This window comes from Stenotrophomonas humi (assembly GCF_001431415.1).
Lineage (GTDB): Bacteria > Pseudomonadota > Gammaproteobacteria > Xanthomonadales > Xanthomonadaceae > Stenotrophomonas > Stenotrophomonas humi.
Window position 1 is genome coordinate 72,764 of record NZ_LDJI01000006.1, and the last position, 14,072, is coordinate 86,835.

The 14,072-nt window shown below is 64.7% G+C and carries 10 protein-coding genes; 6 read left to right on the top strand and 4 right to left on the bottom strand.

The window, feature by feature from the left end:
* Positions 1-24: 24 nt before the first annotated feature.
* The 4 genes from ABB26_RS02985 (at position 25) to ABB26_RS03000 (ending at position 4,463) form a co-directional block, all read left to right on the top strand.
* Positions 25-1,326, top strand: coding sequence for a tryptophan--tRNA ligase (locus ABB26_RS02985; protein ID WP_057632094.1), 1,302 nt, complete (start codon positions 25-27; stop codon positions 1,324-1,326).
* A 23-nt stretch (positions 1,327-1,349) separates the two neighbouring features.
* A complete protein-coding gene (locus ABB26_RS02990) occupies positions 1,350-1,643 on the top strand; it encodes a hypothetical protein (protein WP_057632095.1) in 294 nt (97 codons plus the stop codon).
* 85 nt (positions 1,644-1,728) lie between these two features.
* Complete coding sequence (locus tag ABB26_RS02995; protein WP_057632096.1) at positions 1,729-2,661, top strand: MBL fold metallo-hydrolase; 933 nt, start codon at positions 1,729-1,731, stop codon at positions 2,659-2,661.
* Between the two features lie 149 nt (positions 2,662-2,810).
* Positions 2,811-4,463 carry a M28 family metallopeptidase gene (locus ABB26_RS03000; RefSeq protein ID WP_057632097.1) on the top strand — a complete coding sequence of 551 codons (1,653 nt, stop codon included), beginning with the start codon at positions 2,811-2,813 and terminating at the stop codon, positions 4,461-4,463.
* Between the two features lie 242 nt (positions 4,464-4,705).
* Here ABB26_RS03000 and ABB26_RS03005 read toward each other — a convergent pair whose 3' ends face one another.
* Positions 4,706-6,031 carry an MFS transporter gene (locus ABB26_RS03005; RefSeq protein WP_057632098.1) on the bottom strand — a complete coding sequence of 442 codons (1,326 nt, stop codon included), beginning with the start codon at positions 6,029-6,031 and terminating at the stop codon, positions 4,706-4,708.
* A 431-nt stretch (positions 6,032-6,462) separates the two neighbouring features.
* Between ABB26_RS03005 and yedA the strand changes: the two genes are divergently transcribed.
* Together yedA and rarD are read left to right on the top strand one after the other, a co-directional pair.
* Positions 6,463-7,362, top strand: coding sequence for a drug/metabolite exporter YedA (gene yedA, locus ABB26_RS03010; protein WP_057632099.1), 900 nt, complete (start codon positions 6,463-6,465; stop codon positions 7,360-7,362).
* On the top strand, positions 7,359-8,264 hold the full coding sequence (gene rarD / locus ABB26_RS03015; RefSeq protein ID WP_057632100.1) for an EamA family transporter RarD: 906 nt from the start codon (positions 7,359-7,361) through the stop codon (positions 8,262-8,264). Before yedA ends, rarD begins: the two co-directional genes overlap by 4 nt.
* Positions 8,265-8,291: 27 nt before the next feature.
* Here the strand turns inward: rarD and ABB26_RS03020 are convergent, their stop codons facing one another.
* The 3 genes from ABB26_RS03020 to ABB26_RS03030 form a co-directional block, all read right to left on the bottom strand.
* A complete protein-coding gene (locus ABB26_RS03020) occupies positions 8,292-9,365 on the bottom strand; it encodes an alpha/beta fold hydrolase (protein WP_057632101.1) in 1,074 nt (357 codons plus the stop codon).
* 301 nt (positions 9,366-9,666) lie between these two features.
* On the bottom strand, positions 9,667-12,522 hold the full coding sequence (locus ABB26_RS03025; RefSeq protein WP_057632102.1) for a TonB-dependent receptor: 2,856 nt from the start codon (positions 12,520-12,522) through the stop codon (positions 9,667-9,669).
* Positions 12,523-12,759: 237 nt separating this feature from the next.
* Positions 12,760-14,067 (bottom strand): ABC transporter permease, encoded by a 1,308-nt coding sequence (locus ABB26_RS03030; protein WP_057632103.1) that lies wholly within the window; start codon positions 14,065-14,067, stop codon positions 12,760-12,762.
* Between the last annotated feature and the right edge of the window lie 5 nt (positions 14,068-14,072).

The following is a 14,072-nucleotide window of genomic DNA, read 5'->3' on the forward strand; positions in this document are numbered from 1 at the left end:
AATCCGTCCGTCACAATTGCGTACATGACTACCCGCGTCCTTACCGGCATCACCCCCTCCGGCACTCCCCACCTGGGCAACTACGTCGGCGCCATCCGCCCGGCCATTGCCGCCAGCCGTGCTGCGCATATCGAGAGTTTCTTCTTCCTGGCCGACCTGCACAGCCTGATCAAGTCACAGGAACCCGAGCGTACCCAGCGCTCGACCCTGGAGATCGCGGCCAGCTGGCTGGCCTGCGGCCTGGACCCGGAGACGGTGTGGTTCTACCGGCAGAGCGACATTCCGGAGACCACCGAGCTGATGTGGTTCCTGACCGCGGTGGCCAGCAAGGGCATCCTCAACCGTGCCCACGCCTACAAGGCGGCGGTGGACAAGAACCGCGAAGAACAGCTGGATGATGATGCAGGCGTCACCGCCGGACTGTTCATGTACCCGGTGCTGATGGCCGCGGACATCCTGATCTTCAACGCCCACAAGGTGCCGGTGGGCCGCGACCAGATCCAGCACATCGAGATGGCGCGCGATTTCGCGCAGCGTTTCAACCATGTCTACGGCAAGGAGTATTTCGCCCTGCCGGAAGTGGTCATCGACGAACAGGTGGCCACCCTGGCCGGCCTGGACGGCCGCAAGATGAGCAAGAGCTACAGCAACACCATCCCGCTGTTCGTCCCGCGCGATGAGCTGAAGAAGCTGGTGTTCTCGATCCTCACCGACTCGCGCCTGCCCGGCGAGCCGAAGGACACCGAAGGCTCGCCCCTGTTCCAGATGTACCAGGCGTTCGCCACGCCGGAGCAGACCGCAGCCTTCGCCCAGGCCTTCGCCGACGGCATCGGCTGGGGTGATGCCAAGCAGCAGTTGTTCGAGCGCATTGATACCGAACTGTCGCCGCTGCGCGAGCGCTACAACGCGCTGATGGCCGAGCCGGAGAAGATCGAGGCGATCCTGCGCAGGCGTGGCCAGCAGCTGCGTGAGCAGTTCGCCATCCCGCTGCTGAAGGAGCTGCGCCACGCGGTGGGCCTGCGTGATCTGTCTGCCGCAGGTGACAAGCCCAAGGTTGAAGCCGTGGCCAAGGCGGCGTTGCCGCTGTTCAAGCAGTACCGCGAAAAGGATGGCCGCTTCTACTTCAAGCTGCTCGACGGTGAAGGCGAGCTGTTGATCCAGAGCGAGGGCTTTGATTCGCCGCGCGATGCCGGCCAGCTGATCGCCGTGATCAAGCAGGCCGAGCAGGGCGATGCGCTGCAGAGCGAGCTGTTCAAGATCGAAGGCGAAATCGAGCCGGTGCTGGCTGCGTTGCAGGCACTGCGCGAGGCTGCCGCCAAGGATTGATTGCCACCCGAAGGAGCACGTCGATGGCCTGGTTGTCGTTGTTGTTGTTTCTTCCGTGGTTTGGCGTGATGGGCGCGCTGTACTGGTGGTTTCCACGCCAGCCACGGCACCGCGCCCGCACCCTGTTTGACACCGTCATGCTGGTGCTGGCCTTGCTGGTCAGCATCGGCCTGATGCACTGGGGCTACCGCGTTGGTGCGGCCGAAGTGGCCGATGGCCTGTGGAAGCAGATCATGGCGGTGCTGTACGCCTATGGCGGCTTCCTGGCGGTGATGGTGCTGGCCCTGCTGCTGCGCCCGCGGGTGCTGCAGTACTGATCCCGTACGTCTGCGACCAAGGTGCAATGTGACGTTGACGGGGCGGCTGGCAGGATCGAAGCTCGCCCACGAAGGAGTTGCGCCGATGTCCGTTGACCATGGCATCCACACCATCGATACCGCGTTCCAGCGCGATCATTTCGATGCGGCCTACCTCATCGTGCAGGACGGGCGCGGTGCCTTCGTCGATTGCGGCACCAGCCATTCATTGCCCAACCTGCTGGCCTGCGTGCAGCGGGCCGGCCTGCAACCTGCCGACATTGATTGGCTGATCGTCACCCATGTGCATCTGGATCACGCCGGTGGTGCCGGTGCGTTGATGCAACAGCTGCCCAATGCCCGGCTGGTGGTGCACCCGCGCGGCGCGCAACACATGATCGATCCGACGCGGCTGATTGCCGGTGCCACCGCGGTTTACGGCGAGGCGGAAATCGCGCGCAGCTACGGGCGGATCGTGCCGGTGCCGGCCGAGCGCGTGGTGGTGGCCGAGGAGGGGCATCGCGTCCTGCTGGCCGGGCGGGAACTGCTGTGCATCGATACGCCGGGACATGCGCGCCATCACTTCTGCGTGTGGGATCAAGCCAGCCGCAGCTGGTTCACCGGCGATACGTTTGGGCTGTCCTACCGCGAACTGGATGGCGGCGCCGGTGCCTTCATCATTCCGACCTCCTCGCCGGTGCAGTTCGAGCCCGATGCGATGCATGCATCCATCGACCGTTTGATGGCGCGCAGCCCGCAGGCGATGTATCTCACCCACTACGGGCGCGTGGAGGACACCGCACGCCTGGCCGGCGACCTGCACGAACAGATCGACGCGATGGTGGCCATTGCCCGCCAATGCGCGGCTCTGCCGGAGCGGCATCACGTATTGGTGGAGGCATTGAGTGCGTTGTATGTGGCGCGCGCCCGCAGGCACGACAGTGCGCTGGTCGACGCCGAGGTGCTGCGGGTGTTGAAGATGGATATTGAGCTCAATGCGCAGGGTTTGGCGTGCTGGCTGGATCGAGACAAGCGCTGAGGTCCGCCCCCCGCCTTGCAGTCGCCGCGAGTGCCGGATTTTCATCTCGGCCTGCGCCGCCGTTGTTCCCGCGCTTGATTCACTCTTCCCGGTCTTTCCTCCGTAGAATCTGCAGCTCTGTCTGCTTGTTGGTATCTGCCGTGAACCCGATGCGCATCCTGTTGCTGTCCTCCTGCCTGTTCGTCGGTGGTATCGCCAATGCGGCGAATGATCTGCCGGGCGGCGGCATCGATCCGGAAGCGTTGTCGCGGCATGTGCGCATCCTGGCATCGGATGAATTCGAAGGCCGTGCACCGGCAACGAATGGTGAGCAGCGCACCGTCGATTACCTGATCGAAGAGTTCCGCAAGGCGGGCCTGCAACCGGGCGGCAAGGACGGCAGCTGGGTGCAGGAAGTGCCGCTGGTGCGCGCCACCGTCGATGGCAAGGTCGCCGCGCACCTGACGCTCGGCGGCAAGATGCTGCCGCTGGTCAACGGCGAGGACATCACCCTGCAGAGCCTGAGCCCGTTTGGCGTGGTCGACCAGCAGGATGTGCCGTTGGTGTTCATCGGTTATGGCATCTCCGCACCGGAGCGTCATTGGGACGATTACAAGGGCGTGGACCTGGCCGGCAAGATCGCCGTGGTGCTGATCAACGACGCCGACTTCGAGGCGGATGCCCCGGGTGCGTTCGATGGCAAGGCGGTGACCTACTACGGCCGCTGGACCTACAAGTTCGAAGAAGCCGCGCGGCGTGGCGCCGAGGGCGTGCTGATCGTGCACGAGACGGCCGGCGCGGCGTATCCGTGGGCGACGGTGAAGGCATCTGGCACCTCGGCGCTGTTCGATATCGAACGCAGCCAGGAAGAAGCGCTGGCTGCGCACACGCCGGTGCGTGGCTGGGTGCAGCGTGCATTGGCCGAGCGCATCTTCAGCGCGGCCGGCCTGGATTTTGAAGCGGAAAAACGCAAGGCGATGACAACCGAGTTCCGTCCGGTGGAACTGGGCGATGCACGTTTGTCGACGAGTTTCTGGGTCAATCGCGAGCGCGTGGTGACCCGCAACGTGGTTGCCAAGCTGGAAGGCGCCACCCACCCGGAGGAGTCGGTGATCTTCTCCGCGCACTGGGACGCCTTCGGCATCGGTGAGCCCGACGCCAGTGGCCAGAACGTTCGCCACGGCGCCATCGACAACGCCACCGGTATCGCTTCGGTGCTGGAACTGGGGCGCGTGTTCGCTGCCGGCCCGCGCCCGCAGCGCAGCCTGTACTTCCTGGCACTCACCGCCGAGGAAAAGGGCCTTCTCGGTGCCAGTTACTACGCCGCGCACCCGCTGGCGCCGCTGGAAACCACCGCAGCGGTGTTGAACATCGAGATGTTCAGTCCGGACGGTGAAACCGCCGATATCGCGACCTGGGGCAAAGGGCGTGTCTCGTTGGAGGGCGACGTGGACCGTGTGGCCAAGGCACGTGGCCGCCGCTGGTCACCGGACCCGAATCTGGAGGCCGGCTTCTTCTACCGCGCCGATCATTTCGCCTTTGCCCGCAAGGGTGTGCCGGCGATCACCGTCGGCGCCGGCCTGGACAAGCTCGACGGTGGCGTAGCTGCCGGTCGCGCGCTGCGTGATGCCTACTTCGCCAAGTGCTATCACCAGGCCTGCGATGCATGGTCGCCGCAATGGGATGCACGCGGATTGGCCGCTGACACGCTGCTGGTCTATGACCTGGGTCTGGAGCTGGCCAATGGCCGGCAGTGGCCGCAATGGGACAAGGGCGCGGAGTTTGAAGCCGCCCGCGAAGCCAGTGACGCACTGCGCCGATGAACTGATGGCGATGCTGCTGGGCTGAGCATCACGTCGATATAGAGCGGAGCCTCGCTCCGCTGGGGCTTTATCGAGAAGACCTTGCCAATCCTCCCTTTCGCTGTGCGAAAGGGAGGGGCCGAAGCGATCCTGGCTGCCGGAGCAGCTTTGCTGCGAGGGCGCCTTGTTCGTCATTCCCGCCGGGGTGGAAATGACGCGCAAGCGCAAAAGCAAAAACGTGCGAACTGAAGATCCGAGCGGTGCTACTGCCGCGTGCCATCCAGCCAGTTCGGACCTTTGTTCTTAAGGAAGAACACGTACACCACCAGTGACACCGCGATCACGGCGGTGACATAGAGCGCGAACGTGTTGACGTGGTCGGTCTTCAACGCGGCCTGGTACAGCAGCGGTGCGGTGCCACCAAACAACGAGTTGGCCAGCGCATAGCCAAAGCCAACACCGAGTGCGCGTACATGGGTGGGGAACAACTCGGCCTTCACCACGGCATTGATCGAGGTGTAGCCGGTAAGGATGACGAAGCCCACCGCCAGGATCAGGAAGGCCATCAGTGCGTCATGTTGCTTGGGCAGCGCGGTCACCATGTACCAGGTGTAGAGCACGCCGCCGATGCCGAAGAACACCAGCAGGCTCTTGCGGCCGACGATGTCCGACAGCCAGCCACCGAGTGGCTGCAGCACCATCAGGAAGGTCAATACGCCGAGGTTGATCAGCGTGCCGGTCATCACGTCATCACCGGCGAAGGCGCTCTGGATCATCTTCGGCCCATTGACCGAGTACGTGTAGAACGCCACCGTGCCGCCGGCGGTGATCAGGAAGCACAGCAGCAAGGGACGCCATTGGTGGACGAACAGTTCGTACATCGAACCGGATGCCTTGGCACGTCCTTCCCTGGCGGCCTCGATGGAGGATTCCTGCAGCGATTCGTCCATGCTCCGGCGCAGCCAGAACACCACCAGCGCGGCGATGCCACCGATGCCGAAGGCGATGCGCCAGCCCCAGGCGGAGATCTCGGGCTTGTCCCAGAAACTGAGCATGGCCAGCAACGTCAGCTGTGCCAGCACGTGGCCGCCAACCAACGTGACGTAATGGAACGAAGACAGAAAGCCGCGTCGCCCGGGAATGGCGGCTTCGGACATGTAGGTGGCGCTGGTGCCGTACTCACCACCGGTGGCGAAGCCCTGCAGCAGGCGCGCCAGCAACAGGATGATCGCCGCCCAGATGCCGATCTGCGAGGCCGTGGGGGTGATGGCGATCAGGAACGAACAGCCGGCCATCACCGACACCGATACCGTCAGCGCCCGCCGCCGCCCGAAGCGGTCGGCGAAGCGGCCGAAGTACCACGCACCGATCGGGCGCATCAGGAAGGTGGCCGCGAAGATCGCCCACACATACATCGTGGAGTTTTTGTCAGCGGCCGAGAAGAACTGCGATTCAAAGTAGAGCGCAAACACCGAGTAGACGTAAACGTCGTACCACTCGACCAGATTGCCGGCCGAGCCCTTCAGCGTGTTGGAGATGGAACGGCGCAGCGCGGCGCGTTCGGGGTGTGCCGATAGGGCGGTGCTCATGCGGAAGCGTCTCCTGCAAGTGAAGCGGGAACGTGCGCGCCTGGCCGGGAGCATTCTGCCGCCGGCCCGAGATTCACCGTACTCCAGCCGGGTGTTGGGCGATGTAATGACTTCGTAGGGGGGAGGTGCTGAGGTCAGCTCAGAAGGGGGGGGCGTTGCTTCCTGAGCCTGGGTTGGGGCTGACCTTCGGTGAGGGGTGTTGACCTGAGCGGGTTTCGTTGGCCCTCATCACGCCCCTCTCCCGTGGACGGGAGAGGGGCTCTTGTTGCTGGCAGAGGGGGCGATGCATCTTTCAGCCCTTTGGTTGCCCGCGTAGACACCGCGTTGATGGGCCATCAACGCCAGGCGAAAACAGCATGCCGTTTTCCGTACTGATAACCCGTGCCTCACTGGCCTAGAATTCGCGTTCCCCTGATGGTGGTGTCCGCCCCATGTCTTCCCCCCCACTTTCGCCGGCTGCTCCCAAGAGCGGCCTTGTCGTACTGGCCTTGTTCCTGGTCTATGTGGTCTGGGGGTCGACCTACCTCGGTATTCATCTGGCGCTGGAAAGCGGCCTGCCGCCGCTGTCGGTGATCTCCGGCACGCGATTCGTGATTGCCGGTGGCGTGCTCTACGCCTTCCTGCGCTGGCGTGGCATGGCCGCGCCCACGCGTGCGCAATGGCCAACCCTGGCAGTGATGGGCCTGTGTCTGCTGTTCTTCGGCAACGGCATGGTGGTGATGGCCGAGCGTGATGTGTCCTCAGGGCTGGCTGCCGTGGCAGTGGCATCGGTACCGTTGTGGATGGCGCTGTTTTCCGCCTTCCGTGGTGACAAGGTCACGCGCGGTGAGTGGTGGGGCATCGGCATCGGCTTCCTGGGTGTGCTGTGGCTCAATGCCGGCAGCAGCCTGACCGCGACCCCGAAGGGCCTGGTGTTTCTGTTGATCGCACCGTTGGGCTGGGCCGCCGGTTCGATCTGGTCGCGCGGCCGCGATCTGCCTTCGCCATTCATGACCGCCGCCGGACAGATGCTGTGTGGTGGCGCGATCCTGGTGGCTGTCGGCCTGCTGCGCGGTGAGCGCGTGGACGGCTGGCCGGGCATGCAGGGCGTGCTGTCGGTCGGCTACCTGACCGTTTTCGGCTCCATCATCGCGTTCACGGCATATGTGTGGCTGCTGCAGAACGTGCGGCCGGTGCTGGCGGGCAGCTACGCCTATGTGAACCCGGTAATCGCCGTGGCGCTGGGCACCTGGATCGCGCACGAGCGCTTCAGTACGTCGGATATCGGAGCGATGGTGGTCATCCTGGCCGGCGTCGTGGTCATCACCCTGGCACGGATACGTCGCGCATGAACCCTGCTACCGAACATCGCAACGGTCTACTCGCCGCCACATTGGCCTTCGTCATGTGGGGGCTGTTTCCGCTGTACTGGCATCTGCTGGCCGAAGTGCCGTCCTCGCAGATCATCGCCCACCGCATCGTGTGGAGCGCGGTGCTGCTGATCGGTGGGCTGGCCATTGCACGCGGCTGGGGCTGGCTGCATGAGGTGTGGCTCACGCCGCGTCGGTTCTGGCTGCTGGGGCTGTCGAGCCTGCTGATCAGTGCCAACTGGAGCCTGTACATCTGGGCGGTGAATGCCGGCCATGTGATCGAAACCAGCCTGGGCTACTTCATCAACCCGTTGCTGAGCGTGGTGCTGGGTGTGGTGGTGCTGGGCGAGCGCCTGGGCAAGTTGCAGTGGGTTGCGGTCGGATTGGCCGCGCTGGGCGTGGCATGGCTGACCTGGCAGAGCGGGCGTCCGCCGTGGATCGCCATCGGCCTGTCGATCACCTTTGGCTTGTACGGCCTGCTGCGCAAGCTGGTGGCCGTGGAGGCGGTGACCGGGCTGGGCGTGGAAAGCCTGTTCATGGTGCTGCCGGCGCTGCTGTACGTGCTGTGGGCAGAAAGCGGCCACGGCGGGGGCTTCATTTCCGGTTGGGGCTGGGGCAACGACGTGCTGCTGGTACTGGCCGGCGTGGTCAGCGCGGTGCCGTTGATCGCGTTCGCCTACGGCGTGCGGCGGATACCGTTGTCGGTGGTGGGCCTGCTGCAGTACATCGGGCCGACACTGCAGTTTCTGGTCGGCGTGCTGATCCTGCGCGAGCCGTTCAATGCGAATCAGCTGGTGGGCTTCTGTCTGATCTGGTCGGGCCTGGTGGTGTTTGCGGTAGCGGGTGTGCGTGCGGCACGGAAGGCCCGGCTTGCGCGTGCGTGAGTAAAGCTCTCGCTTCCGCTCCACTGACTAAACCGCGGCAGCATCCACCGCGGGGCAATGCGCGTTGTCACCGGATTCGGCGAACCAGTGGTTGATCACGCCGGAGAGGCGGTCCAGTCGCATCGGCAGGGTCAGGTGATCCTCGCCTGCCACTTCCAGATAACGCGCATGCGGGGCAGCGGCCGCCAGTGCACGGCCCTGGCTGACCGGAATGTGCTCATCGTCGCGACCGTGTACGAGCAGCACGCAGGCCGGTACCTGCGCCAACGCCTGGCCGACATCCACGCGGTCCAGATCAATGCCGAGCTTGCGGTCGGTCGCGGCGATGGCGTCGTCCAGGCCGCTGCCGCCGTATTGCCAGCGGGCAAGTGGCAGGGCGAGGTAGTCGCTCAGGCGTTCGGGCGGGCGCGACAGCATGTGCGGCACCATCGTGCGGATTGCCTGACCGGCGTTGTCGAAGGATTCCATCGCCACCACGCTGCGTAGCTGTGGGCCGAGTTCGCGCGCAGCGAAGATGGCCGTCGCCGCGCCATAAGAGACGCCGAGCAGGTGCACCGGGCCGCTGATCCGGCCTTCGGCCTTCAAGGCCTGCAGTGCGGCCACCACGTCCTCGCCTTCACGCGTGCCGTAGCCTGACGGTGCATGCCCGGAGCGGCCGTGGTTGCGCAGATCCAGTGCGATGGTGCGATAGCCGTTCTGTGCCAGCTCCAGCGCCCAGGGCAGCAGTGAGCCGCCATCCATCATCCAGCCATGCAGCAGGATCACCGTGCCGCGTGGTGCGATGTCGGACGTTGCCGGCGACGAGGCTTCCATCGAGAACTCGGGAAACTGCTGGCCCTTGCCGAGATAGCGGTAGTCCAACCGATAGTCGCCGGGATCAAACGCAACCCAATGCAGCGCGACGCCATCGGTGCCGGCAACGCTGCCCTGTTGATGAGGCAGCTGCGCCAACAGCGCGTCGATGCGCTCGGTGGGAACCAGCGGAGAGGTACCGCCGGGCGCGGCAAGGCGCTCGCTGAGCGACAGCGATGGAACGGGAGGGGAGAGGGCAAAGCCGGCCAGCATCACGCAGACGCCAGCCAGCGCCAGCGAACGAAGCATGGCGGGAACCGATGTAGGGAGAGCGTCACCGTAGCCACAAGCAAGCGCCGCATCTACCGCGTGGTGATGACAGGAAGATGACCGTTGTGTGGTGTTCGGGTTGCAGGAGGGGCTTGTCGCCTCCGGCTGCTGTGCGAGCGTTGCGCTCGTTCAAGCTTTTCCGCGGGAAAAGCGCGTAGCGAGGTGGTGAGGGTAGCCCCAAAGGGGTTGCCCTCACCCCAACCCCTCTCCCGCGAACGGGAGAGGGGCTTTCAATCATGCAATCACGACGCGTTGAATCCGCACCGTTGCGGCGTCTGGATCAGAAGCGCTGCTGGTACTTCATGTACATGAAACGACCGATGTCGAAGCCACCGTAGTAGGTGAAGCTGCTGTTCGGCTGGCTGTACATGATCGGGCCTTCGTGCTTGAACACGTTGTTGATGCCCAGCGACACGGTACCGTCCCACGGCAACGCGTAACGCACCTGCAGGTCATGGAACGTGTTGGAACCCAGCTTGCGGCTCGGCTGCATGTCCGTGTACGGCGACTGGAAGTTCGGCATGTTGCACTCCGGGCCGCCTTCCAGATCGTACGAGCACTTCTCCTTCATGCTGGAGGTGTAACGGGTGGTCCAGCTCGCGCCGAAGTTGCCGTTCTGCCAATCCATCGTCAGGTTGGAGCGGACGCGGAAGTTGCCTTCCCAGCCGGTGAACTGCTCGACCGGGGTGGTGTCCACGTTGTCGCTCTTGCGCGACCGGTAGTCCACGTAGGTGGTGTTCCAGCGCAGCGACAGCTGGCCGAACGCCATTTCCGGTAGGCGGTAACGCACGCCGAGGTCATAGCCTGCGGTCTCTTCGTAGCCGGCATTGTTCAACGAACGATTCATGTCGCTGACCTGGCCCTTGTTGGTGCCGGAGGCGTAGCGGGTGAAGCGGTCGCAGGCCGATGCGATGCCCTGCACGTAGCACTGGTTGAGGATGTCGGTGGCCGACTCGCCAACGATCACGTTGTCGATGCGGATCTTCCACCAGTCCAGGCTCAGGTCCAGGCCGGTGACGAAGTCAGGGCTGTAGACCAGGCCCACGGTCCAGGTCTTGGCGGTTTCCGGCTCCAGGTTCGGGTTGGAGCCCGAGGTGAAGTCGGTGACGGCCTGGACGCCGGAGGTGGTGGCCAGTTCGCCGTCGCCGGTCTTCTGGCGGAAACCGGCGCCCATGCCGGCGGCGGTGCAGCGTGCGGCCACTTCACTGTTGCGTGCGGCGGCGCCGAAGGAGCGGTCACACGGATCGGTGATGCGGTCACGGGTGGTGACGGTGCCGCCGTACAGATCGTCCACGGTCGGTGCACGGAAACCGGTGCCGTAGGTGGCGCGGACCAGCAACGTGTCGATCGGCTTCCACTTCAGGCCGAACTTGCCGTTGGTGGTGCCACCGAAGTTGTTGTAGTCCGAGTAGCGGCCAGCCACATCCAGCGACAGTTCGCGCACGAACGGCAGGTCGGCCAGCAACGGCACCTGCAGTTCCATGTACACCTCGTCCAGCTTGTAGTCACCCTGGGTCGGCTTGCCGCTGGTGCCGGCGATCTGGCCGTTCTGCACCATCATGTCCGGGGTGTAGCTGGCTTCTTCGGTGCGGTGTTCCACGCCCATCGCGGCCATGATGTCGCCGGCCGGCAGGGTGAACAGCGAACCGGAGATGTTCGCGCTGACCACCTTGGTGGTGCTGCGGATTTCATCGACGAAGCTCTTGAACAGATAGTCGCGCACGGCGGGGTCGCCGCTGAGCGAGCCCGGGCTGTTGCTGCCCATCGGCGCCAGCGGATTCCACGGCACGCAGCCTTCGATCACGTTGCCAACGCTGCCGCAGCGGGCCACGCCGTTGCCGTCGATGAAGGACGGGCCCACGGCCAGGTTCACGTTCGGCTGGTACATGCTCTGCAGGGTGCGACGCTCGCCCTCATTGCGGTTGTACATGTAGCTGACGTTCCAGTCCCAGAAATGCGAACCGGTTTCGAAGCTGCCTTCCAGGCCCAGGCTGGCGCGCTTGGTGGTCAGGCTGTTGTTGGTCGCACGCGGGAACTCCTCGGTGCGATGCGAGAACAGCACGTCCTTGCCCCAGTGGTTGAACGCACTGTCCTTGGACAGTGCCGCGCGCGCACCGCTGTTGGCCTGCGCCTGGGAAACAGAATACGGGTAACCGGCCAGCTGCTTGACCGACTCACGCTCGCTGTACAGCACGTCGGCGACCACGCGCAGATCGTCGGTGATCTGGAAACCACCATTGGCAAACGCGGACTTGCGCTCCAGCGAGGAGAGCAGGGTCATGTTGGTCTTGGTGTTGGCGTAGGTGGCCGGGTCACGCGGCTTGAAGTTCTCCACCTTCGACGGATCGCCGCCCGGGCCGACGCTGAGCACCTTGCCGTCCACGGTGACCGAGCCCCATGCGGTGGTGCCGTTGAGGCCATCACCGGGGTGATACGGGCCGTTCGGGTACGCGGTGAACTCACGCGCGCCGCCCAGCACCGGATCTTCCTTGGACTTCTCGGCGCCCACGCTGAACCAGCCGCGGTCGAAGGTCTTGCCGAAGTTGGCGCTGTAGGAGCGCTTCTGGCCATCGCCTTCGCTGTACTGGCCGACGTAGGCACTGGCGTTGCCGCCGTCGAAATTCTTGCGGGTGATGACGTTGATCACGCCGGCGATGGCGTCCGAGCCGTACAGCGCGGAGGCGCCGTCGGTCAGCACTTCAACGCGTTCGACGATGGCCGAGGGGATCGAGCCGACGTCGGAGTAGCCGCCGGCGCTGACGCCCATGCGGCGGCCGTCGATCAGCACCAGGGTGCGTTCCGGGCCAAGGTTGCGCAGGCTGACGAACATGCCGCCGTAGTCGCGGCCGGAGGACAGCGCAGAGGCACGGCTCAGCGACGGCGCGCCGGCAGCGGTGACATCCTGCAGGATGTCGGCGACGTTGACGTAGCCCTTCTTCTCGATTTCTGCGCGGCTCAGGGCGATCACCGGCTGTGCGGTCTCGACGTTGGCCTGGCGGATGCGCGAACCGGTGATCTCGATGCGGTCCAGCGTGGTGGTGGAATCGTTGGCGTCCTGCGCGAACGCGGTGACACTGCAGCTGCTGGCCAACGCGAGGGTGATCGCGGAGCACAGCGGGGTCGACTTCAAAGACATCTCTTTCGGTTTTCCTTTATACCTACTACGAAAAAAGCGCCCTTATAGGGGCGCTGTGACAGATGCATCACCGTTGGGGGAGGGACGCAGCATCCGCCATCACAGCTCCGCTGGCCGCCGGGACTTGGGCGGGCGCGCATGATGAACCAATCGGATAGATGCGTGAAGGGATAACTTCCGCCGGCCCACCCGCTGCGTGCGGGTGGGCTGTTCATTCTGCGGACAGCTTTGGTGGACTCAGGTTTCGCGCAGTGCCGTGGTGATCGGCAGGCGTGCTGCACGCAGTGCCGGGAACAGGCCACCGACCAGGCCGATGCCCAGTGCCCATTTCAGCCCGCTCCATAGCAGCGGTGGCGAGACCTTGAACTGGAACACCACCTGGCTGAAGTTGTTGCCCAGCGTGGATACGGTGAAGTTGTTGAATGCCAGCCACGCGATCACGCCGCCGAGCAGGCCGCCGAGCAACGCCAGCAACATGGTCTCCAGCATCACCGCGGTCACGACCGGCACGCCACGGAAGCCGATGGCACGCAGCGTGGCAATCTCACGCGCACGCGTGGCCACCGCTGCATACATCGTGTTGAGCGCGCCAAACACCGCACCCACCGCCATGATCGCGCCGATCACCGTGCCCAGCACCTTCAGCAGCTTGTTCAAGCCGCCGCCCTGCTTGCGGTAGTACTCGGCGGTGGTTTCCACATCCAGTTTCAGCCGTGGGTCTGCGGCCACGGCTGCCTTGAACGCCTCGAAGCCCTGTTTGCCGTCGGTCCGTATGCTGATCGACTGCCACGCACTGCGGTCGTAGGTGCTGGCCAGCGTCTGCGCATCGGTCCACAGTTCCGATTCGTGCGCATCACCGGATTCAAAGATGCCCACTACTGTCCACGCCTGGTTGCCCAAGGTGAGCGTCTTGCCCACCTCCAACCCCTGGAACTGCTTCTGCGCGCCGCGCCCCGCCACGATCTCGCGCAGGCCGGCGCCGAACTTGCGGCCTTCGACGATGCGCACCTTGTCGTGTACCGCCCAGGCCTGCTCACCGACGCCACGGAACTGCGCGTTGACGTCGGTGCCATCCCCATGGGAAGTCAGGTTGACCACCTGCGAGACTTCGGCCGATACCAGCGGGCGGCCGTTGTCACCGCGCGCCACGCCGGGCAGGGTTTCCAGCAGCGGTACCTGCTCGCGGGTGATGACCGAGTTGGTCTCGGCCTGCGAGCCGCCGCGTAGCACGATGGCGGTGCTGTCATCGCCGGTGCTCTCCAGCGTTGCCTGGAAGCCCTGGCCCATCGCCAGCATTGCCACCAGCACCCCGACCACCCCGGCAATGCCGATCACGATCACGGAAGAGGCACCCCAGCGCTGCGGCAGGCTGGCCAGACCAATGCGTGTTGCCGCCAGCGCCAAGCGGCCGCTGCGGGTGAGCAGCAACCACAGCGCGATGATCACGACCATCGCGAGTACGCCGTACCAGGGCAGCGCCACCCAGATGCCCAGGCCCACGGCCAACAACACGATCATCAGCGCGTTTGAAAGAAATGTCTTCATGTCGT